Here is a 24,159-nt window from a genome sequence, read left to right on the forward strand (position 1 = left end):
CGAGCCCGATCCATGTCCATCCATGACCACGAATGCCGCACCCAGAGCGGCGAGCCCTTCAACCTCCGCGCCCTGCGTGGCCAGGTGCTGCTGATCGTCAATGTCGCCAGCCAGTGCGGCTTCACCTCCCAGCTGCGTGACCTCGAGCACCTCTACTGCCGCTATCGCGACCGGGGCTTCACCGTACTGGGCTTTCCCTGCAACCAGTTCGCCCGTCAGTCGCCGGAATCGGCGCTGGACTTCTGTCGTTTCGCCGAGCACGAGTACGGGGTCTCCTTCCCGCTGCTGGAGAAGGTCAGGGTCAACGGCAGCGGCGCCCACCCGCTGTTCGTCGAGCTCAAGCGCCAGGCGCCGGGGGTGCTGGGGACCGGCATGATCAAGTGGAACTTCACCAAGTTCCTGGTCGGCCGGGATGGTCGGGTCATTCGTCGGTTCTCTCCCCGCGATGGCGAGGTGGAGCTGCGCGAGGCGCTGGAGAAGGCCCTGGACGAGCCCTGAGGGACCTCCAGGCCTGTGGCCGAGCCGGATCCTTATGGGGCGTGGTCAGGGCATCTCGCCGCGTTCGACCAGCACCCGTCCCATCAGCTCGTTCCAGCCCTATGGTCGAGTCGGGTCATCCCGGGTCTTGGTCAGGGCATCTCGCCGCGCTCGACCAGCACCCGCCCCATCAGCTCGTTCCAGCGATGCCGGGTCATCATGGTGGTCAGCCCCGAGAACAGCGCCCAGCTCTTGCGCCGCCAGCCGTTGAGCCTCAGGTTGTGGGCCACCAGCTGCTTCATCAGCTTGTAGTCGTCGAACGAGCGCCACTCGCCGGCCACCGACATCTGGTGGCGCGCGAGCACCGGGGCAAGCTCCAGGCGGAAGACCCACTCCAGCTCGCGCACGGTCAGGTCGTGGCGCTGGATGACCGCGACCATGCGCGCGTAGTCGGTCTCGCGGGGTTCGCGCTCCAGCCAGAGCGGCGCCAGTGCCAGCCACAGCTCGCCGCGCTCGTCGACCAGCGTCTGTGCATCCATCGCTACCCTCCTGTCACACGCGTTGCCCCGGGACGAGCATCCTGCACCAGCCATGCGATGGCCTCAAGGGCGGACAGCCGCCGTCGGGGCCGCTAGAATGTCGCCCATTGCCCCTTCGATCCAGCCATCCGGCACATTCATTCCCCCATGCGGACGGGAGCGGTTGACCCGTCCGCCGGACAACAACGAGGTCTGACGTGATCATCAAGCCCAAGGTACGCGGTTTCATCTGCACCACCACCCACCCCGTCGGCTGCGAGAAGAACGTGCTCGAGCAGATCGAGGCGACCCGTGCCCGCGGCCTCGACAAGGCCCTGGGTGACGAGGGGCAGCGGCCGAAGAAGGTGCTGGTGATCGGTGCCTCCAGCGGCTATGGCCTGGCGGCGCGCATCACCGCCGCCTTCGGCTATGGCGCCGACACCCTGGGCGTGTTCTTCGAGAAGCCCGGCACCGAGAAGAAGCCCGGTACCGCCGGCTGGTACAACAGCGCCGCCTTCGATCGCTTCGCCAAGGCCGAGGGGCTCTACAGCAAGTCGATCAACGGCGATGCCTTCTCCCACGAGGCTCGCGAGAAGGCCATCGAGCTGATCCAGCAGGACCTGGGCCAGGTCGACCTGGTGGTCTACTCGCTGGCCTCGCCGGTGCGCAAGCTGCCGGACTCCGGCGAGCTCAAGCGCTCCAGCCTCAAGCCGATCGGCGAGACCTACCGCGCCACCGCCATCGACACCAACAAGGATGCCATCATCGAGGCCGAGGTGGAGCCCGCCACCGAGCAGGAGATCGAGGACACCAGGGCGGTGATGGGCGGCGAGGACTGGGAGCTGTGGATCGATGCCCTCGATCGTGCCGGCGTGCTGGCCCCGGGGGCGCGCAGCGTGGCGTTCAGTTACATCGGCACCGAGATCACCTGGCCGATCTACTGGCACGGCGCCCTGGGCAAGGCCAAGGAGGATCTGGACCGCGCCGCCGGCGAGATCGACAAGCGCCTCTCGGCCACCGGCGGCGGCGCCAACGTGGCGGTGCTCAAGTCGGTGGTGACCCAGGCCAGCGCGGCCATCCCCGTGATGCCGCTCTATATCGCCATGGTCTACCAGGTGATGAAGGAGAAGGGCCTGCACGAAGGCACCATCGACCAGCTCAACCGCCTGTTCGGCGAGCGCCTCTACGGTGGCAGCGCCGAGACCGACGAGGCCGGTCGTCTGCGCCTGGACGACTGGGAACTGCGCGATGACGTCCAGCAGGCCTGCAAGGCGCTGTGGCCAAAGGTGACCACCGAGAACCTCTTCGAGATCACCGACTACGCTGGGTACAAGCACGAGTTCCTGAAGCTGTTCGGCTTCGAGCGCGACGACGTGGACTACGACGCCGATGTGAACCCGGTGGCGGACTTCGATGTCGTGAACTTGTAGGCCCCCGCGTTTCCGGCAACGACCCAGGGGGTGCAGGATGCAGATCCCAGCCAGTGGAGGTGTGCCATGGATACCCGAGAGAGCAAGACACCGGAAGAAGAGCTGCAGCATCTCAAGGAAGTCAGCCAGCCCGAGGACTTCGAGCATCCCGAGCCGGATGAAGAGCAACCCGAGGCGAAGCAATCTTCCCACGGGCTGCATCGGGTGCTGCCCATCGTCATCGTCGTGCTCGGGATCCTGGCGGCGGCCATGCTGCTGCTGAGCGGCAATGCCCAATAGGCCGCGCGTCGCTACTGCCCTGTCCACGTGGCGGGGCTGTGGATCGTCCCGGCCTTGGGTAAGATAGGGGCTTTGCCCAGCGCCCGGCACCCACCCAAGGCCCGATCCGCATGCCCGAGCCCCTCCTGTCCCTTCGTCCGGCGTCGCTGACGCGGCATGTCGGTGTCGTGGTGCTGCCCGGTTTCTCCCTGCTGGCCCAGGCCTGTGCCACCGAGCCCCTGGCGGTGGCCAACCGCCTCGAGGGGCGTACCCTCTATCGGCTCACCACCTTCGCCTGCGTCGCCGGCCCGGTGGCCAGCGCCTCCCAGCAGTCGCTGATGCCCCAGGCCGGCCTTGGCGAGGTGGACGATCCTCTGGACCTGCTGCTGGTGTGCGCGCCGGGCCCGCTCTCCGGGAGCGTTCCGGGGGCCCTGATCGAGTGGCTGCGACGGCTGGCCGGGGCGGGCGTGCTGCTGGGCGGTATCGGCGGTGGCACCGAGGTGCTGGCCCGCGCCGGAGTGCTGGACGGCTACCGGGCGACGCTGCCCTGGCAGCGCTTCGATGCCTTCTCCGAGGCCTTCCCGCGCGTGCGCCTCTCCCGCCAGCTCTTCGAGATCGACCGCGACCGCCTGACCTGCGGCGGCGGCACCGCCGCCATGGACATGATGATGACCCTGGTGGGCAGCCAGCATGGCCCCCGGCTGGCCGAGCGCATCTCCGAGCACTTCGTGCTGGAACGCATCCGCATGGGCGACGAGCCCCAGCAGGTCCCGCTGCGCTCACGGCTCGGCCATGCCCCGGATAGCCTGGCCGAGGCGGTGGCGCTGATGGAGGCCAACATCGAGGAGCCCCTGACCACCCACGAGCTGGCCGAGCACCTGGGCATCTCCCGTCGCCAGCTCGAGCGACTGTTCAAGAAGTACCTGCAGGCGGTGCCCAGCCGCTACTACCTGGACCTGCGCCTTCAGCAGGCGCGTCGCCTGCTGCGCGAGAGCGACCGCCCCGCCGGCGAGATCGCCCTGCAGACCGGCTTCTCCTCGGCGGCACACTTCTCCACCGCCTACCGCAACCACTTCGGCATCACGCCCCGCGAGGAGCGGCTGGCCTGACCTCTCACGCCCTGGAGGCTCGATGAGCGCGCTGAGGCCCCACCTCTTCCTGCTGCTGGTGGTGACGATCTTTTCCGGCAACATCCTGGTCGGCAAGGCCCTGGCGGACCTCCCGCCCTTCACTATCTCGCTGGGCCGGGTGGCCATCGCCCTGGTGGTCATGCTGCCGCTCGGCTGGCACCAGGCCCGGCACGGCTGGCCGGTCTTCCGGCGCCACTGGCGACCGCTGCTGGGGTTGGCGCTCTCCGGGGTGGCCTTCTTCAATGCGCTGATCTATGCGGCGCTGAAGTTCACCTCGGCGACCAACGTCGCCATCCTCGAGAGCCTGATCCCGGTCGCGACCCTGCTGCTCAGCGTGCTGCTGCTCGGCGAGCGCTTCCGGCCCCTGCAGTGGGTCGGCGTGGTGGTCTCGCTGGGCGGGGCGGTGGTGGTCATCACCGCCGGCGAGGGCGCCGAGCTCGTGCCCGGCGGGGTCAACCCGGGCGACCTGATCATGCTGCTGGCGGTGCTGGTCTGGGTGGGCTACTCGCTGCTGGTCAAGGAGCACATGGCCCGCTTTCCGCGCTATGGCGGGCTGCTGGTCATGCTGGTCATCGCCAACCTGGCGCTGGCGCCCATCGCCCTGCTGGAGGGGGCCTGGCAGGTGGTGCCGCGGCTCTCCACCGCCGAGCTGGCCGGGCTTGGCTATCTCGGCATCTTCCCCTCGGTGGTGGCGCTGCTGCTCTACAACAGTGCCCTGGCCGACATCGGCCCGACGCGGGCCGCGGTCTATCTCAACCTGCTGCCGGTCTTCACCATGCTGGGTGCCTGGTGGTGGCTGGGAGACCACATCCTGCCGGTGCAGGTGGTCGGCAGCCTGGTGGTGATCGCCGGCGTCTGGTGCACCATCTCGCCACCCCGTCAGCGGGTGCCCCGTCCCGGCCGCCCCGACTGATCAGGCGGGGCGCGCCAGGAGGGCACGGAACAGCGAGCCCATCATCACCGGTGTGTCCTGCTCGATGACGAAGTCGGCCGCCTCCAGCAGCGGCCGGGCCTGGCGGGTGATGTCGGTGGCGATGGCCGAGGTGAGGGCGTTCAGCCCGCGTCTGGCCAGGCCGGCCGGACGGTCGTCGGCCTGGAACTTGTCCATCACGCAGAGCTGGCCGTCCGGCTTCAGCACCCGGCGGGCCTCGGCGAGCCCCCGCGCGGGGTCGGGCATCACCGCGAGGATCAGGTGCATCACCACCACGTCGAAGTGGTCGTCGGGGTAGTCGAGGCGTTCGGCGTCCATGATCTCGGCCTGTACGTCCCGGCCCAGCGCCTCGGCGCGCTGCCCGAGGCGCCTGACCATGGCCGGGGAGAGGTCGGTGGCGTGCAACTCGACGTCCCGCGGCAGCCAGGGCAGGTCGAGCCCGGTGCCGGCGCCGACCAGCAGCACCCGCATGCCGGGCTGCCAGGTGACCTGGCCCAGTGCCATGCGGCGGGCCCCGCGGAAGGCGCGCTCGGCCACCAGGTCGTAGACCGGGGCGTAGAGCCCGTAGCGGATCCGGTTCCAGGCCGTGGTGTTGAACATGTCGGACTCCTCGTCGGCGGGGGGGCGCGGCGCGCATGGGGCGGCACGACGGCTGCCTTTTACACAACTCGCCGTCCCATTGCTGAAAGCTTCCCGTGGCGGCGCTCCCTATACTCGAGTGTTAGTTGACCCGAATGATAGTTGATCCGTCATGCCAGGAATGGAGAGCGACATGAGCCAGACCCCGACCCGCGCCGACTTCGACCACTACATGGTGCCCAACTACGCCCCCCAGAAGGCGGTCCCGGTGCGCGGCGAGGGGAGTCGCCTGTGGGACCAGGAGGGGCGCGAGTACATCGACTTCGCCGGCGGCATCGCCGTCAACGGCCTGGGGCACTGCCATCCGGTGCTGGTCGAGGCGCTCACGGCCCAGGCGAACAGGCTCTGGCACCTCTCCAATGTCTACACCAACGAGCCGGCCCTGGCCCTGGCGCGCAGCCTGGTCGAGCGCACCTTCGCCGACAAGGTCTATCTCTGCTCCTCCGGGGGCGAGGCCAACGAGGCGGCCCTCAAGCTGGCGCGGCGTTGGGCCCATGACCACCATGGCGAGCACAAGCATCGCATCGTCTCCTTCTCGCAGTCCTTCCATGGCCGGACCTTCTTCACCGTCAGCGTCGGCGGGCAGCCCAAGTACTCCCAGGGCTTCGGTCCGGTCCCGGGGGGCATCGTCCATGGCCACTACAACGACCTCGACAGCGTGCGCAACCTGATCGACGACGACACCTGCGCGGTGATGGTCGAGCCGATGCAGGGGGAGGGCGGCATCATCCCCGCCGCGCCGGAGTTCCTGCAGGGGCTGCGCGACCTGTGCGACGCCTTCGATGCGCTGCTGATCTTCGACGAGGTGCAGACCGGGGCGGGGCGTACCGGCTCGCTCTATGCCTACCAGCAGTACGGCGTGACCCCGGACATCCTGACCAGCGCCAAGTCGCTGGGCGGTGGCTTCCCGGTGGGCGCCATGCTGACCACCGACCGGGTGGCCCCGGCCATGGCCATCGGCACTCACGGTTCCACCTACGGCGGCAACCCGCTGGCCTCGGCCGTGGCCCTGGCCGCCGTGGAGTTCATCGATACCCCGGAGGTGCTCGAGGGCGTCAAGCGGCGCCATGACCTCTTTCGCGAGCACCTCGAGGCGATCAACCGCCAGCATGGCGTGTTCCGGGAGATCCGCGGCATGGGCCTGCTGATCGGGGCCGAGATGGCGCCGGAATACGAGGGACGGGCCAAGGACATCCTGCCGCTGGCCCTCGAGGAGGGGCTGATGGCGCTGATCGCCGGTCCCAACGTGCTGCGCATGGCGCCCTCGCTGGTGATCCCCGAGGCCGATATCGCCGAAGGCATGGCGTGGCTGGAGCGGGCGGTGGCGCGGCTGGTGGCGGGGCAGTGAGCCCCGGGTCCGCGATGCGTGACGACTCATCCCCTTCCGGAGACCCTGCCATGCTGGTCATACGCCCCGTCCGCCCGGCGGACCTGCCGGCCCTGGAGCGGCTGGCCGGCAGCGCGACGCCGAGGCTGACCAACCTGCCGGCCCACCGCGACCGCCTGGAGGAGCGCATCGCCCGCTCCCAGCGGGCCTTCGCCGCCGAGGTCGAGGCCCCCGGCGACGAGCACTACACCTTCGTGCTCGAGGACCTGGAGCGCGGCGAGGTGGCGGGGACCGCCACCATCCGGGCCCAGGCCGGCGCCCGCGAGGCCTACTACACCTATCGCCAGGAGACGCTGATCCACGCCTCCCAGCAGCTCGACGTGCGTCGCGAGGTGCCGACCCTGGCGCTCTCCCACGAGGTCTCCGAGGCGACCCTGCTCTGCGCCCTGTCGCTGGATGCCCGCTACAAGGGCACCAGCGCCGAGAGCCTGCTGCGCCGGGCGCGGCTGATGTTCATCGCCCAGTACCCGGAGCGCTTCGCCGGGATCCTGGCGATGGCCTTTCCCGGCTACCTGGATGAACAGGGCGAGTCGCCGTTCTGGAACAGCGTGGGGCGTCACTTCTTCGTGCGCGACTACCAGGAGATCAACTACCTGGCCGGCGTGCGCTCTAAGAGCTTCATCGCCGAGGTCATGCCGCAGTTCCCGCTCTACCTGGCATTGCTCACGCCCCAGGCCCGGGCCGCCATCGGCCGCGAGCACCCCGACCACGAGCCGGCCCTGACCGAGATGCTGGCCGAGGGCTTCCTGCGCTCCCGCCACGTGGACATCTTCGATGCCGGCCCGGTGATCAAGGGCGAGCGGGAGCGCCTGGCCAGTTTCCGCCGGGCCGCCTGGCACCCGGTGCGCATCCGTCCCGCCCACGCGCTGCCCGATGCCGAGCCGGCCATGGTCGCCAACCAGCGCCTCGGCGACTTCCGCTGCGTGGTGGCGCGCTATGCCTTGTCGCCCACGGGCCAGCTCATGCTCTCCCCGGAGCATGCCGAGCGACTGGGCGTGGAGGAGGGGCGTGCCGTGCTGGCTGCCCCCCTGGCGCTGCCCGGGGCGGGCGACGGGAGTCTCGACGCGCACGATCCGGGTTATGACGAGGGAGAGCTGTGATGCGTATTCGACCGATCGCCGAGGGCGACCTGGACGAGCTGCAGGCCCTGGCCCGGGAAACCGGGGTGGGCTTCACCTCGCTGCCCGACAACCGCGACTTCCTGGCAGCCAAGATCGCCTCGACGGTGGCCGCCTTCGAGGAGCGCACGCCGCAGGACCAGCGGCTCTACTTCTTCGTGCTGGAGGACGAGGCGAGCGGTCGGCTGGCCGGCTGCTGTGCCATCGAGGGCCAGGTGGGGCGCGAGATCCCCTTCTACCACTACCGGCTGGGGACCCTGGCCCACTCCTCGGTGCAGCTCGACCTGCATCGCACCATCGACACCCTCTTCCTGAGCTCCGACCATACCGGCGACGCCGAGGTGGCCTCGCTGTTCCTGCGCCCCGAGTACCGCGGCCCCGACCGGCGCCACGAGCGTAACGGCGCGCTGCTGTCGATGATGCGCTGGCTGTTCATGGCCGAGTTCCGCGACCGCTTCCCCGACAAGGTGCTCGCCGAGATGCGCGGCGTCTTCGACGACCAGGGGCGCAGCCCCTTCTGGGAGTGCCTGGGCAGCCACTTCTTCCCGCTCGACTTCGACGAGGCGGACAAGCTCACGGGGCTCGGCCAGAAGAGCTTCATCGGCGAGCTGATGCCCAAGTTCCCGATCTACACCCCCTTCCTCAGCGAGGCGGCGCGGGCCTGCATCGGCCAGGTCCATGTCCATACCCGGCCGGCGCTGGCCATGCTCAAGAAGGAGGGGCTGCGCTGGGAGGGCTACATCGACATCTTCGACGGCGGCCCCACCGTGGAGGCCTACATCGACGACGTGCGCGGCGTGCGGCTGTCTCGGCGCTGCCGGGTGGAGGTCAAGGCCGGAACGCTCGAGCGGTCGCCACGGCCGCGCTGGCTGGCGGCCACCACCGGGATGGCCGGCTTCCGTGCCGCCTGGCTGGGACGAGGGCCCGACGCCGAGGGCGTGGTGACGCTCGACGAGGCCGAGGCGCGTGGGCTGGAGGTCGCCTCCGGCGACACCCTGCGCATACTGGATACCGAGGAGGAGGCGTGATGAAGGCAACACGACAGCTGTTGATCGGCAGCACCTGGCAGGCGGGTGAAGGGGAGGCCTTCACCAAGCACGACCCGGTGTCCGACGAGCGCCTCTGGGAGGGCGCCGCCGCCACCGAGGCCCAGGTGGACGCCGCGGTGGCGGCCGCCCGGGACGCCTTCCCGGCCTGGGCGCGCACTGCCTTCGACGAGCGACAGGCGCTGGTGGAGCGTTTCCGCGGAGTGCTGGAGCGTCACCGCGAGGACCTGGCCACGGCCATCGCCCAGGAGACCGGCAAGCCGCTCTGGGAGGCCCGCACCGAGGTCGGCGCGATGATCGGCAAGGTGGCGATCTCGATCCGTGCCTACCAGGAGCGCACCGGCGAGCGCAGCCGCGACCTGGGGGACGCCACCGCCGTGCTGCGCCATCGCCCGCACGGGGTGATGGCGGTCTACGGCCCCTACAACTTCCCCGGCCACCTGCCCAACGGCCACATGGTGCCCGCCCTGCTGGCCGGCAACACCGTGGTCTTCAAGCCCAGTGAGCAGACCCCGCTGACCGCCGACCTCACCCTGCAGTGCTGGCAGGAGGCGGGGCTGCCGGAGGGGGTGATCAACCTGGTGCAGGGCGCGGCCGGGACCGGCCAGGCGCTCTCGGCAAACCCCGGCATCGATGGCCTGCTCTTCACCGGTAGCGCCCGTGTGGGGGGCCTCCTGCATCGCCAGTTCGCCGACCAGCTGGACAAGATCCTGGCCCTGGAGCTCGGCGGCAACAACCCGCTGGTGGTGAAGGACGTTCCCGACCAGGAGGCGGCCGTGCTGACCATCCTGCAGTCGGCCTTCCTCTCCGGCGGCCAGCGCTGCACCTGCGCCCGGCGGCTGATCGTGCCCGAGGGCCAGGTGGGGGACCACCTGCTGGATGCCCTCAGTGACGCCATCTCACGGCTGCGGGTGGCCGGCCAGTTCAGCGACCCCGCGCCCTTCTACGCCGGCCTGGTCAGCGTGGCGGCCGCCGATGGCCTGCTCAAGGCCCAGGACGACCTGGAGGCGCTGGGGGGCACGGTGCTGGCGCGCATGGTGCGCGTCGAGCCCGGTACCAGCCTGCTCAGCCCGGCGCTGATCGACGTCTCCGGCCTGCCGGTGCCCGACGAGGAGCACTTCGGCCCGCTGCTCAAGGTGCATCGCTATCGTGACTGGGACGAGGCGCTGCGCCTGGCCAACGACACCCGCTACGGCCTCTCCGCCGGGTTGATCGGCGGCGAGCGGGGCGACTGGGACGACTTCCTGCTGCGCATCCGCGCCGGCATCGTCAACTGGAATCGTCAGACCACCGGCGCCTCCGGCGACGCGCCCTTCGGTGGCGTGGGCGAGAGCGGTAACCATCGCCCAAGTGCCTACTACGCCGCCGACTACTGCGCCTACCCGGTTGCCTCCATGGAGAGCGATGACCTCCACCTGCCGGACCAGCTGCCGCCGGGGGTAATCCTATGATTCTGCAAGTCATCCCATCGCTGTCTGCGGCACTGCCAGTGCGCTCTTTCACTGGCGCCGCCGACTACTGCGCCTACCCGGTCGCTTCCATGGAGAGTGAGGCGCTGGTCCTGCCCGAGACGCTGCCACCGGGGGTGACGCTATGAGCCAGCCGATCCCGGATGTGCGCGAGGTCAACTTCGATGGCCTGGTCGGCCCGACCCACAACTATGCCGGCCTGGCCCTGGGCAACGTCGCCTCCATGACCCACGGGGGCCTGGAGGCCAATCCCCGGGAGGCTGCGCTGCAGGGCCTGGGCAAGATGAAGGCGCTGATGGAGGCCGGCTACGCCCAGGGCGTGCTGCCGCCCCAGCAGCGCCCCGACCTGGGGGCGCTTCGCCAGCTCGGCTTCTCCGGCAGCGATGAACGGGTACTGGCCCGGGCGGCGGGCGAGGCACCGCAGATCCTGCGCGCGGTCTGCTCGGCCTCGAGCATGTGGACCGCCAATGCCGCCACCGTGACGCCCTCTGCGGATGCCCCCGACGGCCGGGTGCACTTCACCCCGGCCAACCTGCAGTCGAGCTTCCACCGCTTCCTGGAGCCAGCCACCACCGCCCGGGTGCTGGCGGCGATCTTCCGCGACGAGGCGCGCTTCGCCCACCATCCGGTGCTGCCGGCGACCCCCGCCTTCTCCGACGAGGGCGCGGCCAACCATACCCGCCTCGCCGCCGACCACGGCGAGCCCGGGGTGCACCTCTTTGTCTATGGCCGCGCGGCCTTCGGCTGGGGAGCCGAGGAGGGCGTGGCCCCCCGGCGCTACCCGGCGCGGCAGACCCTGGAGGCGAGCCAGGCCATTGCCCGCCAGCATGGTCTCACGGAGTCCCGGGTGGTGTTCGCCCAGCAGCACCCCGAGGCCATCGACGCCGGCGTCTTCCACAACGACGTCATCAGCGTGGGCAACGGTCCGGTGCTGCTCTACCACGAGCGGGCCTTCCTCGACGAGCAGGCCACCCTGGACGAGCTGAGGACCAAGATGGCCTCGCCGCTGGTCCCGATACGGATTCCCGAGGAGGCGGTCAGCCTCGAGGACGCCGTGGCCTCCTACCTGTTCAACTCCCAGCTGCTCTCCAACCCGGATGGCACCATGACGCTGGTGGTGCCCGGGGAGTGCCAGGAACGCGAGAGCGTCTGGCGCACCATCCAGGATCTCCTGCTGGCCGGCCACACTCCCATCAGCGAGGTCGTGGTCAAGGACGTCAAGCAGAGCATGCGCAACGGCGGCGGGCCTGCCTGCCTGCGCCTGAGGGTGGTGCTCTCGGCGGCCGAGCGCGCGGCCCTCTCCGGGCGGGTGCTGCTGGACGACGCCCTGCACGGCGAGCTTACCGCCTGGGTCGAGCGTCACTACCGCGACCGCCTGGCGCCCAAGGACCTGGCCGATCCGCAGCTGGCCGAGGAGACGCTGGCGGCGCTGGACGAGCTGACGGGGATCCTGAAACTGGGCCCGGTCTATCCCTTCCAGCGGGGGTGAGTATGGCGACGCGGCGAGTGCCCGGTGGCGGCGGCCGGGAGGCGGTCGACATGGACGGGGAGGCGGAGGGCATGAGGGCGTCAGCGTCGCCGGGGGACGCCTATCGCCGGGCGGTCGAGCAGGGCGGCTTCGCCTCGGACGAGGCCCAGTGGCAGGCGGTCGGCCATCTCGAGGCGTGCTTCCATGCCGTGCAGGAGGCACGGCGCGGCGCGGCCATCCCGGGGGTCTACCTCTGGGGCCCGGTCGGGCGGGGCAAGACCTGGCTGATGGATGACTTCCATCGGCATCTCCGGGTGCCCTCGCGTCGCCAGCACTTCCACCACTTCATGCGCTGGGTGCACCGGCGCCAGTTTCAGTTGCGCGGCACCGCCGACCCCTTGATGGCGCTGGCCCGGGAGATGGGCGACGAGATTCGGGTGTTGTGCCTCGACGAGCTGTTCGTCGGCGATATCGCCGATGCGATGCTGCTCGGCCGGCTGCTGAGCGCGATGTTCGATCACGGGGTGACGCTGGTCTGCACCTCGAACCAGGCCCCCGACCAGCTCTATGCCGATGGCTTCAACCGTGAGCGGTTCCTGCCGGCCATCGCCGCCATCGAGCGCCATATGCAGGTGGTCGAGCTGGATGGCGGCCGCGATCACCGGCGACACCCCGGCAAGGCGCACCCGCGCTTCTGGGTGAAGCAGCCCGATCGGTCGAGTGCCCTGGACGCGGTGTTCGAGCGGTTGAGCGCAGGCGAGGCACGCGACGACGATCCCATCGAGCTGGGACATCGGCGCATCGCCGTGCGGTGCCGCAGCGAGACGGTGGTCTGGTGTCGCTATGCGGATCTGTGCGAGCAACCGCTATCGGCGCTGGACTTCATCGCCCTGGTCGACCGCTTCGACCATGTCCTGATCGGCGAGGTGCCGCGGCTGAGCGACACGCATCGCATCGGTGGCATCGCACGTGGTACCGAGGATGGCACCGAACGCGTGGCGGCCGGGGAACGGGAACTGCCGCCGCTGTCCCGCAAGGACGACGGCGTGCGGCGCTTCATCGCCCTGGTCGATGAGTGCTATGACCGACGCACGCCGCTCTACCTGGAGGCCGAGGTGGCACTGCCCGACCTCTACCCCCTCGGCCACCTGGCCTTCCCGTTCCGGCGTACCCTGAGTCGCCTGCAGGAGATGCAACTGGCGCGCTTCGGGGCAGAGGCCGGCTGAACCGACGGGCCGGGCAGGACGCCCGACGCGATGCTGCGGGGGCCGGGGGATGCTCAGCCGCCCGTGGCGGCCCCCCCGACCACGCCGCCGCGCAGCCCACTCTGGTTGCCGCTGGCCCTCAGGTGGCTGGCCACGGCGTCTTCCGGGGAACCGGCCATCTCGCGGAACATGCCCATGGCGCCGAGCAGGGCGCTGGACTCGTAGGGCACAAACACGCGCTCGCCCTCCTTGGCCATGGTCGGCAGGACCTTGATGTAACTCTGGCCCAGCAGGTAGCCGACCACGGTGCGCTTGTTCTCCTCGCTGTCGCCGATGGCATTGAGCACCAGCTTGATCGACTCCTGCTCGCCCTGGGCGCGCAGGATGGCGGACTCCTTGTCGCCCTGGGCGTTGAGGATCGCCGACTCGCGCTGCCCCTGGGCCTTGGCGATGGCCGCGGCCTTCTCGCCCTCGGCCTCGGTCACCGTGGCGCGACGCTTGCGCTCGGCGGCCATCTGCAGGCGCATGGCGGTCTCCACCTCCTCGGGCATGGCGATGTCCTGCACCTCGACCCGCGAGATCTTCACCCCCCACTTGGAGGCGGGTTCCTCCATGGCGGCCTGGATCTCGTTGTTGACCTCGGCCCGGGACTCGAACAGCTTGTCGAGCTCCATCTTGCCGACCACCGAGCGCAGGGTGGTCTTGGCCAGCACCTCCACCGCCTGGCTCATGTTCTCGACTTCGTAGACGGCGCGCTTGGGGTCGATGATCTGGTAGTAGAGCGCGCCGTTGATGGTCACCGTGACGTTGTCGGTGGTGACCACCGGCTGGCCGGGGAAGTCCATCACCGTCTCGCGGCGGTCGATGCGGATCTCGTCGCTGGTGATGGCGTGATAGTCATCGCCCATCTTGCGGTAGCGGATCATGGTGATGGCGCGAGGCTGCTCGATGAAGGGAATGATGATGTTGATCCCGCTCTCGAGCAGCCGGTGGAACGACCCCAGTCGCTCGATGACCAAGACCTCGGACTGGCGCACGATCACCAGCCCCTTGACGATGATCAGGATGCCGATGACGACGACGATCAGGCTGAGAATCAGGCCCGGGCCGAGTGGTAAATCCATGTTCACTGCTCCCTGTGTGGTGCGGATGAGACGCTTGTCGTGGAGGAATCGGAGGAGATGGGCGAGACGAGGGCGGTGGTGCCGTCGAACCGCCTGAAGGTCACCCGGGTACCCGCTGGCAGCTCGGTGGCGCCGGTTTCCACCACCCGCAGGCGGTAGAAGTCGCCGTTGACCTTGATACCGGTGGCCCCGTCGAAGTCGCGCTTGAGGGTGGTGTAGGTACGATGCTTCTCCACCCCGGTCCCGGTGGTGCCGTAGGCCACGCCACGGGGCGAAAAGCGAGGCCGGATCACCATCACCGCCAGCGGCACCAGCAGCCCCGAGAACACGCCCAGGCCCAGCAGCTGCCAGGGCAGTGACAGCCCCAGGGCGGCCAGGCCAGCGGTCAGGGCGGCGGCCCCGCCCAGCGCCAGCAGCACCAGGCCGCCGGACATCAGTTCCGCCAGGCCCAGCAGCAAGGCGATGGCCAGCCAGATGATGGCGGGATTCCAGCCCATGTCGGCTCCTTGTCGAGTCGTGTGACCCAGGCAACATAACCCGAGGCCCTCGCCATATCGAGGCATGGTCGCGAACTTTTTTGTGGCCAGCAGAAGAGCGCTGGAGCAGCGTGGGATCGGACAGATGCGCTATGCTGCCGCCCAACTGACAAGGGAGAGACACTGTGACGGGCGTGGTCTACTGGCTGGACATGGCGGGGGTGATCGTCTTCGCCCTCTCGGGCGTGATACTCGCCTGCCGCTCGCGGATGGACCCCTTCGGCATGCTGGTGCTGGCGGCGGTGACCGGCATTGGTGGTGGCACCCTGCGAGACCTGGTGCTGGGCGTGCGTCCAGTGTTCTGGGTGACGGATCCGACCTACCTCTGGGTGATACTCGCCACGGTGGGTCTGTCGATCCTCGGCTTCCATTACATCCATCGCCTCTCGCGGGGCTTCCTGCCGGTGGCAGACGCCTTCGGCCTGGCGCTCTTCACGGTGATCGGGGCCCACAAGGCCCTGATGCTGGAGTCGCCCGGCGTGGTGGCGGTGCTGATGGGGCTGCTGACCGGTGTGGCCGGTGGCATGGTTCGCGATGTGCTGGCGCGTCGGGTACCCATGGTGCTCCGGCAAGAGGTCTATGCCACCGCCTCGATTGCCGGTGGCGTGGTCTTCGTGGGCCTGGAGGCTCTCGCCGCGCCGCTGGCCGTCTCCATCGCCACGGGGCTGGTGGTTACCCTGGGGTTGCGGCTCTCGGCGATCCACTGGCACCTGTCCCTGCCGGTGTTCGCCTGGGTGGTGGTACAGCCGTCACCGACTTCCCAGGACCCTGAGGGTGACGGGCAGGAGCAGGCGATTCCCCACGGGCGTCCCAAGGCCAGGGTCAAGCTGATCCCGCCCGGGCGCAGCAGACGAAGGGGGAAGGCGAAATGAGCATGAACCTGACGATTCGAGGAAGGCCCCGCACGCCTGCCGTGCTCGTGACCTGGCTGATGGTGGCGCTCCTGTCGCTGGCCGGCTGTTCCCTCCAGCAACGGGACTTCCAGCAAAGTGAACAGGGGCTGGATCATGCAGCCGTGGCCGGGGCGATCCGCGAGAACTACGAGGCAGCGCTGCCCGACCTTCCCCGGAGCAAGCAGCGCCACTATGCCCAGCGACTCTACCGGATCACCGGGGACGCCCGTTACCTGCCCCTCAATCGGGTCTATGGTCACCGCCTCGTGGGCCGGATTCGTGAGGAGATCAAGGCGCTGGACACGCCGGGCCACGCCGAACGACGGGCCCGGGAGAAGGTGGCTGCCTATCCGACAGGCAGCGAGAAGCAGCGTCGTCGCAAGCGGATGCTCGCCGAGTGGGGAGAGATCGCCTACGCGAAGAGCCTGGCCTTTGACCTGACCCAGGCGAAATACCATGGCCTGTTGAACGAGGCCGACCTTCCCGGCCATCAAGGGGCGCTGGACTACCTGGCGAGCGTCGACTTTCGTACCTTCCTGCTCGATTCCGACGTGATGGCGGTCTATGCCGCCCAGGTGGCCAACCTGGTGTATTACCTCGAGGACCTGGGCGTGACCGACCTGCGCGAGGAGGTCATCACCGCCTTCCGCCACCAGTACCCACCGCGGCGCGACTCGGGGCTCTCGACGGCCGAGTACCGCAACAAGATCTACGGCATGACCCACTTCGTGATCGCCGCCAGCGACTACTACCAGCAGCCGGTGTCAGCCGAGGAGTTCCGCTGGGTGCTGGACGAGTTCGCCGCGAGCCTGGATCGCATCCTCGCGGATACCAAGGAGGATATCTACACGGAGGTGGGCATCAGTTTCCTGCTGGCCGGGGAGGAGGATCATCCGGCCGTGACGCGACTGCAGGATGCGTTGGTCGAGGCCTATGACCCCGGAGCGAGGATGGTGCCGTCAGAGCAGGGAGGCACCGACCTGGCCAGCGGCGAACACCGCAACGTGCTGGCCATCATGCTGCTGGACTGGCCGGAGACCCTGTATACGGGGCCGGCCATCTCTATTGGCGGACTATGAGGTCCGGAATGCGGCAGGCGATTGCGGGCCTAATTTCTCCTGGATATGTCGAAAATGGGACAGGTACGCTCAGTCGCCACTATGCTATGCCATTTCGATCACGGTTATTAGATCATGGCATCATGGCCAGTGTCTTCTGCCTGTAGGAAAGGTTTGCCTGTGATTCCAGCTCATCCTGTATATGTCGGTAGAGTGGCAGTAGCTTGGCGTGGATTTCCCTCTCGGCTTGGTGCTGATCGATATAGAATGCGCTTCTTTTTCCATGAAAATCTATGGTGTCGCCAACCTGAGTGAAGTAGAAACCCGACATGGCAAGAAGCCTTGGAAGTTTCGGTTCCATCATGGCAAACACATGTCGGCGGTTAGTCATGCCGACAAGTGCATAGGTAGCCAGGAAAAGACCGACGACAATCACGGGGAATGTCTTCTTTTCATCCTGCGTGAACTCCAGGAAAGTGGATTTCACGCTGGCTTCGAGTTCAGCCTTGACAGACCTTCTTCGGAAGGGAAGAGCTATCGCGAGTCTTGACACCTCACAAATCTCGTCTTTGTCGAGTAGTGCCGGGTGGAGAACGGCATGGGTAAGACTCTGGTCCGCATAGCTTTGCAGAGGCAGCCTTGTGTCATGACAGTCATCCTCCGAAGACGGCAGCACAAGACGCAGGCACCCGGCCGTTCTCCCACTTCGGCGATGTTCGATCAGGAAGTGAAGCGAGCGCTCGTCATACTCATCATATTCCAGCCCTTCGCAGGCATCAGAGGGCTCTTCATAGCCAAGCTCATCGCAATAGACCTCATACCTCAAGCGATATACCTTGCGCTTTTCCTCGTCGCTTGTAGCAAGCCTGAAACGGAATCCGCTCCTGAAGCGTTCAAGCAACTGAGTAGATGACTCTGCGTTGCTATCAGATGAGCAAGATCTCATTCTCTTTTCCTTGAACTGGAAGGATTAGGGGGCTCTTGACCAGCAAGAGTGCCATGAAGAGGGAAGCCGAACGCTTGATGTAAGGGGACGGGTTTTCCTAAATGGAAGCCCTGCCCGAATGCAATGCCGTAGGATTTCAGTAAAGGCAGCAGGGCCTCCTGATCGACGAACTCGGCGATGGCCTGCTTGCCGAAGCCTGCGGCAATATCGGCGATGGCCTGGACGATGACGCGGCTCTCGGGGCTGATCGTGAGGCTGCGGATGAAGGAGCCATCGATCTTGATGTAATCCACCGGCAGCTGCCCCAGGTAATGGAAGCTGCTGAAGCCCACGCCGAAGTCGTCCAGGGCGGTCCGGCAGCCAAGGTCTCGGACCGCCTGCAACACGCCGCGTGCAGTGGAAAAATCGGTAACGGCGGCGGTTTCGGTGACCTCGAGGATGAGGTGGTGGGGGTCGGCACCGCTGGCGGCCAGTTCGTCGGCCAGGTACTGCTTCAGGCCTTCATCATGCAGGGACTGGCCGGACAGGTTGACCGCCAGGCTGATGCCTCTCTCCTGGAGTTGGCTGAGTATCCGCAGGCTGTGGCGCAGCACCCAGCGGTCGACCTGCACGATCTGGCCGCTGCGCTCCGCTACCGGGATGAAATAGGCGGGAGACACCAGGCTGCCATCGGCATCGCGCATGCGCAGCAGCACCTCGTAGTGCTTCACGTCGCGATCCTCCAGCCGCATGATCGGCTGCACCATCAGCTCGAAGCTCTCCTCTTCCAGGGCGCTGCGCACGCGTTCGACCCAGTAGACACGCTCCTGCAGTTCGTCCTTGGCATTCTCTGTCCTGGAGAGCAGGTGCCAGTGCTGGATGCCACTCTCCTTGGCCTTGTACATGGCCACGTCGGCACTGGCCATCAGGTCGGCCGGCGTCGCACCGTGGGTCGGGAACAGGGCAATGCCGATGCTCGCGGTGACCCGGTGACGTCGCCCTGCGGCCGTGAACCCCAGGCTGTCGAGTAACCGGTCGATATGCTGGGCAACCTGGACCGCCTGGTCCTCGTCGGCATGCTCCAGCAACAGCGAGAACTCGTCGCCTCCCAGGCGGGCGATGACGCCGCGATGGCCCAGGTTGAGCAGGAGGGTCTCGGCCACCTCTCGCAGCAGACGGTCTCCGACATGGTGGCCGCTGAGCTCGTTGACCTCCTTGAACTGATCCAGGTCCAGCAGCAGCACGGCACCATGCGACTCTCGCCACAGTGCCTTCTGCAGGGCGTCCTGGAAGTAGCGCCGGTTGTAGAGCTCGGTCAGGGGGTCGCGTTCGGCCAGCCAGGTCAGGCGGGCCTCCGCGGCCTTGCGCTCGGTGATGTCGAGCCCCACCGAGATCCGCGACATGCTCCCGTCAGTGCCGGACGGCAGCGGGGCATGGTACCAGGCGATGGTATGAATGCGGTGGTCCGGGGTCTGCAGGGTGCGTTCCTCCTGCTGCGGCGTGCCGAAGGCGCCGACCGGAGAAGGGCTGCCCGCCTCGAACACGTCCACGAAGTGGCGGCCCAGCAGGGAGGGCTCGTCCAGGTCCAGCATCGAGCGGGTGTAGTCGTTGACGAGGCTGATCCGCCCCCTGCTGTCCTGGGCGATGATGAAGACCCGGGCGGTATCCAGCAGGCTGTTCACGAAGTCCCTTTCCTGGGCCAGTTCCTCGACGCGCTCCGCCAGCTGGTCGCCGCGTTCCTGAACCTCCTGCTCCAGCATCTCGAGCTGTCCCGAGAGCTCCAGCGTGGTGCCTTCCAGCACGTCGATCTCGTCCGGCAGGCGGTGACGGACAGTCGGAATCGCGGCCCGGACATCGTCGAATCCCCCGCTGGCCAGTGTCGGCAGCAAGCCGGCGATCCGGCGCAGGCGGGCCATGGGCCGCAGCAGGATCAGCAGCAGCACCAGCTCCGCGGCGATCCAGCCCGCGAGGCCTACCCCCAGCAGGATGCGAGTGTCCTCGTTGATGGCCCTGATCTGGGCCGAGATATCCGAGACCAGCAGGAAGTACCCGGTGCTGCGCCGGTCTGCGTCCTCGTCCATGCGGACCGCGCTGAGCTCCAGGTACTGGCCCCGGTGCTGCAGCTGCAGAGGGGCTTGCAGCAGGGCGCTGATCGGTCCGAATTGGGCTGCCCGTTGCAGGACGGGCAGGCTCTCTTCCTGGCGCGTCAAGGCCAGGAGATAGCCATTCCAGGGGGCGAGATGGCGTCCCTCGGGGAGGTCGCGGCTCTCCATTTGGCCGGTCACCAGCAGGGCCACCTCGGCGTTGGAGACCTCTCGGGCCTGTCGGGTCACATCGGCCAGCGACCGGGATAGCACGACCAGGCCGACGCTATCGCCATTCACCAGCACCGGAACGGCGGCATACTGCTGGCAGTCCGTCGTGCAGCGCAATGCCGTGATAGGCATTTCGGTGTCCATGATTCGCTTTGCCCAGGCCTGGATAGGCAAACTGCCCTCCGGCTGGCTGGAGCCCCAGCGACCCATGGTCCGTCCCCGGGTGTCCACCACCAGGATCTCGTCGATGCCGGCCTCGAGCTGCAGGGTCGGCCACTGGGACGCCAGTGCCTCCTCCACTTCCTCCGCGTTGCCCGCCTCCAGAGGTGGTCCGAGGCGTGGCGAGGCCGCGGCCAGGCCCGCCAGCTGGCGAAGGTTCTCCGCCGAACGCTGGAGAGCCAGGCGGATCTCGCGCTGCTGGCGCTCATGGTGCTGGTTGCGGCTCTCCTGGAACTGGCGGGTCAGGTTGTCATGGCCCAGCCAGGTGAACAGCGCCACGAGCCCGACCAGCAGCAGGCTGCTCAGGGCGATGACACGCCAAGTCAGGCTGAGTCGATGACGAGACCGGAGGGATGCGGGGAGGGTCATCTCTGCGGGTTCCTGGCCAGGAGCATTGGGACGTCAGAAGCGAAGTGAGAGCTGGAACAGCAGCATGTTCCAGCGACGGCTGGTCTCGGAAGGGTCCGGGTTATCCTGGACAGGCAGCCAGCCGGTACCATCGACATGGTGATACTCGCCTGCCAGCAGCAGTCTGGGGTGTGGGGTCCACTGAAGCCCCAGAGTCATATCCTTCGCATACTGGCTGTGGGCAGGCCCCGCCCCGCTGGCCTCGAATGACCTCCCCGAGCGGTCGTCACGATTGCTGACCAGGTGGTCGTAGCGAACCAGCCACTGCCAGTCATCAAAAAACCGACGGGTATACTGGACGTACCAGCTCTCGCCTGTGACATCGAAGTTGAAGGCAGGGTTGTTGAAGTTCTCGAGCCCGGAATTTCGCCGGGCGTATTCACCCGTCAGGCTCCAGTTTTCCTCGTTATACTGCAGCGACAGAATCCATGGGTTGAAGTAGAAGTCACCGTCACTAAGCCCAGGCACCGAGGAGTCGAAGCGTGCATTGGCGCTGGCCGCGCTGATAGCGGCAACGATCCGTCCTCCATCATGTTCATAGCGGATCTGGCCTATGGCGGAGCGTTTTGGGTCAAGGCTGCCTGGAACCGAATCGAGCCTCAGGGTTCGGCGCAGGTCGTCTCCTGCCTGCACCTGGCCGACCCCAATTTGCGTTCTCAATGAACCTTGGCTGAGGCGTTCCTCGTGGTATAGGGAAACGCCATCGCCTGAAAGGGCCAACGAACGGGTTCTGTCGAAATAGATGGATTGTGGCAACAGGATGCTGGGGCGGGTGAAGGCCACATCGCGGGTCTGGTTGTAGAAGCCGAACGGGTTCTTGAAACGACCTAGCTGGATGCCGAAGGTGCGCTGCTGGTTCGAGAGCATCTGGTAATCGATCAGCCCATAGTCCAGCTTCGGGGTGGCATCGCTGCCATCCCCGCCGGCGCGCCGGCTCAGTACCTGGACGGCCAGCAGCACGTCCTCGTGGGGCCGCAGCGAGGCATTGGCGCCAATCTCGGTGAACTTGAAACTGCCTTCGTCCTCGCTGCTGGGGCCGAAGAAGTTATTGTCGTCGGTGATGATCAGCGCCTGGCTCAGGAAGCCATGTACCTGGAGGGTATCCAGTACGCCTTCGTCGCTGCGGGCCTGGGCAGACAGACCCAGGGCCAGGGCGGCGGCCATGGCGGTTATGGAGCGGAGATCACTCCATCGAAATGACTTGGACGCGATCATCCAGGTACTCCCTTTCAAGATATCCCAGGGCGCCGGGGGTGGTGGCGACCTGCTCGCGCATCTCCGCCTGGTCGCGAACACGGTCGGGCGCCTGGCCGGTGCCCGAGAACACCATGCGATCCCAGGCGAGCTGCAGCTGGTGCGGATAGACGGCCAGCTGCTCCTTGGCAAAGCGCGCATGCACGGGGTGGTTGTTGTCGAGCACGAAGACCCGCACGGCCTGGCCGTTGGGCCAGGTGCGCTGTCTCATGGCGAAGATGGCGCGGGTGGTATCGCGCTTCAGCTGGCGGGTATTCACATCGGGGTGTGCCACCAGCAGGATCTGTGCCTCTTGGGCAATGGCCGGTGAGCCGGCCGGCAACAGGCCGGCCAGCATCACGGTGGCCAGGGCCAGGAGGCTCAGGCGCCGCATGAAGTGCGCCTCCCCGGCTGGCAGGCATCGGCAACGGCGCCTGCCGCCGCCAGGGAGCGGATCAGGACGAATGATGGCATCGGGGGTCGCGTTCCCGTTGTCTGATGAGCGCCAGGTTCATGCACCATGCAGGCGCGGCTTGCCCGTTACGTGTGTATGAGTCCATGACGCCTTCTCCCTGCAGCCCCTTGGGGCATTATCTTTTTTTATGCCCGATGCGTATCAGTTGTTTCCCACGATAGGCATCAGGAAGACCATCGTGCCTTTCTGACACGGGTCATTCTTATACGCTACATCACTTTAAGGAAATTTACAGGCCGGCGTATCAACGCGGAGCGAGAAACCCGGCGACGGAGGGCCGCCGGGGGGAAGGGGTCAGCCGAAGACGTGGAAGCTCTCGGCATTGATCCACAGGTGGGCCATCACGCTGGCGATGTAGCCCAGGGCGATCACCGGGGTCCAGCGCAGGTGACCCATGAAGGTGTAGTTGCCGCGGGCCTGGCCCATCAGGGCGACGCCGGCCGCCGAGCCGATCGACAGCAGGCTGCCGCCCACCCCGGCGGTGAGGGTGATCAGCAGCCAGTGGCCATGGGACATCTCCGGCTCCATGGTCAGCACCGCGAACATCACCGGGATGTTGTCGATCACCGCCGAGATCACCCCCAGGGTGATGTTGGCGCCGGTGGCGTTCCAGCCGGTGTAGAGGGCCTCGGAAAGCATGGCAAGATAGCCCATGAAGCCGAGGCCACCCACGCACATCACCACGCCGTAGAAGAACAGCAGGGTGTCCCACTCGGCCCGCGCCACACGGTTGAAGACATCGAAAGGCACCACGCTGCCCAGGCTCTCGAGCTTCTTCCAGTCACCGCGCTGGCTGTAACGGGTACGCTTGCGCTCCAGGGAGCGCGGCAGGGTGCGGCGCAGGTAGTAACCGAAGAACTGCAGGTAGCCAAGCCCCGTCATCATGCCCAGCACCGGCGGCAGGTGCAGCAGGGTGTGGCAGGCCACGGCGGTGGCCACGGTGAGCAGGAAGAGGGCGATGATGCGGCGGGCGCCGCGCTTGAGCCAGACGTCCTCTTCCATGCTGGCCGGCTTGCGGTTCTTGATGAAGAAGCTCATCACCACGGCCGGGATCACGAAGTTGATCAGCGACGGGATCAGCAGGTCGAAGAACTCGTAGAACTGCACGATACCCGCCTGCCAGACCATCAGGGTGGTAATGTCACCAAAGGGGCTGAAGGCGCCGCCGGCATTGGCCGCCACCACGATGTTGACGCAGCAGAGGTTGATGAAGCGCTTGTCGCCCTCGGCGACCTTGGTCACCACCGCACACATCAGCAGCGCGGTGGTCAGGTTGTCGGCGATCGGCGAGATCACGAAGGCCAGCACACCGGTGATCCAGAACAGCGAGCGATAGCTGAAGCCCTTGCGGACCATCCAGGAACGCAGCGCATCGAACACCCGGCGCTCGTCCATGGCGTTGATGTAGGTCATCGCCACCAGCAGGAACAGCATCAGTTCGGTGAACTCGAGCAGGGTCACGCGGAAGGCGTGCTCCGATTCGGTGGGCATGCCCGCCTTGACATAGACCCAGCCGATCAGCGCCCAGATGATGCCGGCCGCGACCAGGACCGGCTTCGACTTGCGCATGTGGATCTTTTCTTCGGCCATGACCAGGGCGTAGGCCAGCACGAAGACGGCGACGGCGAGCATGCCCACGAAGGAGCCGGTCAGGTCGAGCTCGCCGGTGGCGGCGAGCGCGGGCCCGCTGGCCAGCAGCGAGAGCATGGTGAGCACGAGCATGCCCGGCCAACGGGCGATTTGCCGTGGCCGGGGGGGTATACGACAGGTTGTCAGCATGGCTGCGATCATCCTGAGGCAGGAGGTGGGGGAAGGGTTAGAAAGCGGCAGAATCTTATCACAGCGTGTTGCGATGCAGTATGCCACTTATTTATTACCCCCGATTCTTTGGTAGGGG

Annotated in this window: 22 protein-coding genes; 13 read left to right on the forward strand and 9 right to left on the reverse strand. The window is 67.2% G+C overall.

Annotated elements, in window-relative coordinates:
- Positions 1–12 precede the first annotated feature (12 nt).
- Positions 13–498, forward strand: coding sequence for a glutathione peroxidase (locus QLQ83_RS15575; protein WP_282736433.1), 486 nt, complete (start codon positions 13–15; stop codon positions 496–498).
- Between the two features lie 131 nt (positions 499–629).
- Here the strand turns inward: QLQ83_RS15575 and QLQ83_RS15580 are convergent, their stop codons facing one another.
- Positions 630–1,016, reverse strand: a complete 387-nt coding sequence (locus tag QLQ83_RS15580; RefSeq protein WP_133637441.1) for a DUF7079 family protein — start codon at positions 1,014–1,016, stop codon at positions 630–632.
- 197 nt (positions 1,017–1,213) lie between these two features.
- Between QLQ83_RS15580 and fabV the strand changes: the two genes are divergently transcribed.
- From fabV to QLQ83_RS15600, 4 genes are all read left to right on the forward strand, one after another.
- Positions 1,214–2,425, forward strand: coding sequence for an enoyl-ACP reductase FabV (gene fabV, locus QLQ83_RS15585; protein WP_282736434.1), 1,212 nt, complete (start codon positions 1,214–1,216; stop codon positions 2,423–2,425).
- A gap of 66 nt (positions 2,426–2,491) precedes the next feature.
- Positions 2,492–2,704, forward strand: a complete 213-nt coding sequence (locus QLQ83_RS15590) for a hypothetical protein (protein ID WP_282736435.1) — start codon at positions 2,492–2,494, stop codon at positions 2,702–2,704.
- A 110-nt stretch (positions 2,705–2,814) separates the two neighbouring features.
- Positions 2,815–3,792, forward strand: a complete 978-nt coding sequence (locus tag QLQ83_RS15595) for a GlxA family transcriptional regulator (RefSeq protein ID WP_282736436.1) — start codon at positions 2,815–2,817, stop codon at positions 3,790–3,792.
- Positions 3,793–3,814: 22 nt separating this feature from the next.
- Positions 3,815–4,726 carry a DMT family transporter gene (locus QLQ83_RS15600; RefSeq protein WP_282736437.1) on the forward strand — a complete coding sequence of 304 codons (912 nt, stop codon included), beginning with the start codon at positions 3,815–3,817 and terminating at the stop codon, positions 4,724–4,726.
- On the opposite strand, the gene QLQ83_RS15605 is transcribed toward QLQ83_RS15600, so the two are convergent.
- Positions 4,727–5,344 carry a class I SAM-dependent methyltransferase gene (locus tag QLQ83_RS15605; protein WP_282736438.1) on the reverse strand — a complete coding sequence of 206 codons (618 nt, stop codon included), beginning with the start codon at positions 5,342–5,344 and terminating at the stop codon, positions 4,727–4,729.
- Between the two features lie 172 nt (positions 5,345–5,516).
- Here QLQ83_RS15605 and QLQ83_RS15610 point away from each other — a divergent pair, with 172 nt between their 5' ends.
- The 6 genes from QLQ83_RS15610 (at position 5,517) to zapE (ending at position 13,097) form a co-directional block, all read left to right on the forward strand.
- Complete coding sequence (locus QLQ83_RS15610; protein ID WP_282736439.1) at positions 5,517–6,731, forward strand: aspartate aminotransferase family protein; 1,215 nt, start codon at positions 5,517–5,519, stop codon at positions 6,729–6,731.
- A gap of 50 nt (positions 6,732–6,781) precedes the next feature.
- Entirely contained in the window at positions 6,782–7,870 is a 1,089-nt protein-coding gene (locus QLQ83_RS15615) for an arginine N-succinyltransferase (protein WP_282736440.1), read from the forward strand.
- Positions 7,870–8,916, forward strand: coding sequence for an arginine N-succinyltransferase (astA, locus tag QLQ83_RS15620; RefSeq protein ID WP_282736441.1), 1,047 nt, complete (start codon positions 7,870–7,872; stop codon positions 8,914–8,916). The genes QLQ83_RS15615 and astA overlap by 1 nt, the downstream gene beginning before the upstream one ends.
- The gene (gene astD, locus QLQ83_RS15625; protein WP_282736442.1) at positions 8,916–10,385 is read left to right on the forward strand and encodes a succinylglutamate-semialdehyde dehydrogenase; all 1,470 of its coding nucleotides are present in this window, start codon (positions 8,916–8,918) and stop codon (positions 10,383–10,385) included. The genes astA and astD overlap by 1 nt, the downstream gene beginning before the upstream one ends.
- A 142-nt stretch (positions 10,386–10,527) precedes the next feature.
- On the forward strand, positions 10,528–11,892 hold the full coding sequence (astB, locus tag QLQ83_RS15630; RefSeq protein WP_282736443.1) for an N-succinylarginine dihydrolase: 1,365 nt from the start codon (positions 10,528–10,530) through the stop codon (positions 11,890–11,892).
- Between the two features lie 2 nt (positions 11,893–11,894).
- Complete coding sequence (gene zapE, locus QLQ83_RS15635; protein WP_282736444.1) at positions 11,895–13,097, forward strand: cell division protein ZapE; 1,203 nt, start codon at positions 11,895–11,897, stop codon at positions 13,095–13,097.
- A gap of 53 nt (positions 13,098–13,150) precedes the next feature.
- Here zapE and QLQ83_RS15640 read toward each other — a convergent pair whose 3' ends face one another.
- Together QLQ83_RS15640 and QLQ83_RS15645 are read right to left on the reverse strand one after the other, a co-directional pair.
- Entirely contained in the window at positions 13,151–14,200 is a 1,050-nt protein-coding gene (locus QLQ83_RS15640) for an SPFH domain-containing protein (RefSeq protein WP_282736445.1), read from the reverse strand.
- A 2-nt stretch (positions 14,201–14,202) separates the two neighbouring features.
- On the reverse strand, positions 14,203–14,697 hold the full coding sequence (locus QLQ83_RS15645) for a nodulation efficiency, NfeD-like protein (RefSeq protein ID WP_282736446.1): 495 nt from the start codon (positions 14,695–14,697) through the stop codon (positions 14,203–14,205).
- A gap of 164 nt (positions 14,698–14,861) precedes the next feature.
- Here QLQ83_RS15645 and QLQ83_RS15650 point away from each other — a divergent pair, with 164 nt between their 5' ends.
- Positions 14,862–15,608, forward strand: coding sequence for a trimeric intracellular cation channel family protein (locus QLQ83_RS15650; RefSeq protein ID WP_282736447.1), 747 nt, complete (start codon positions 14,862–14,864; stop codon positions 15,606–15,608).
- Positions 15,609–15,610: 2 nt separating this feature from the next.
- The gene (locus QLQ83_RS15655; protein ID WP_282736448.1) at positions 15,611–16,708 is read left to right on the forward strand and encodes a DUF3541 domain-containing protein; all 1,098 of its coding nucleotides are present in this window, start codon (positions 15,611–15,613) and stop codon (positions 16,706–16,708) included.
- A gap of 112 nt (positions 16,709–16,820) precedes the next feature.
- On the opposite strand, the gene QLQ83_RS15660 is transcribed toward QLQ83_RS15655, so the two are convergent.
- The 5 genes from QLQ83_RS15660 to nhaD all read right to left on the reverse strand — a co-directional run bounded on the left by QLQ83_RS15660 (position 16,821) and on the right by nhaD (position 24,041).
- Positions 16,821–17,633, reverse strand: coding sequence for a PEP-CTERM/exosortase system-associated acyltransferase (locus QLQ83_RS15660; RefSeq protein WP_282736449.1), 813 nt, complete (start codon positions 17,631–17,633; stop codon positions 16,821–16,823).
- Positions 17,630–20,515: a bifunctional diguanylate cyclase/phosphodiesterase gene (locus QLQ83_RS15665; protein ID WP_282736450.1), complete on the reverse strand. Its 2,886-nt coding sequence runs from the start codon at positions 20,513–20,515 to the stop codon at positions 17,630–17,632. The genes QLQ83_RS15660 and QLQ83_RS15665 overlap by 4 nt, the downstream gene beginning before the upstream one ends.
- A 33-nt stretch (positions 20,516–20,548) precedes the next feature.
- Positions 20,549–21,769, reverse strand: coding sequence for a hypothetical protein (locus tag QLQ83_RS15670; protein ID WP_282736451.1), 1,221 nt, complete (start codon positions 21,767–21,769; stop codon positions 20,549–20,551).
- A complete protein-coding gene (locus QLQ83_RS15675; RefSeq protein ID WP_282736452.1) occupies positions 21,738–22,181 on the reverse strand; it encodes a hypothetical protein in 444 nt (147 codons plus the stop codon). Before QLQ83_RS15675 ends, QLQ83_RS15670 begins: the two co-directional genes overlap by 32 nt.
- A 375-nt stretch (positions 22,182–22,556) precedes the next feature.
- A complete protein-coding gene (nhaD, locus tag QLQ83_RS15680) occupies positions 22,557–24,041 on the reverse strand; it encodes a sodium:proton antiporter NhaD (protein ID WP_282736453.1) in 1,485 nt (494 codons plus the stop codon).
- Between the last annotated feature and the right edge of the window lie 118 nt (positions 24,042–24,159).

It is taken from the genome of Halomonas rhizosphaerae, assembly GCF_030010555.1.
In the GTDB taxonomy this organism is placed as follows: Bacteria; Pseudomonadota; Gammaproteobacteria; order Pseudomonadales; family Halomonadaceae; genus Halomonas; species Halomonas rhizosphaerae.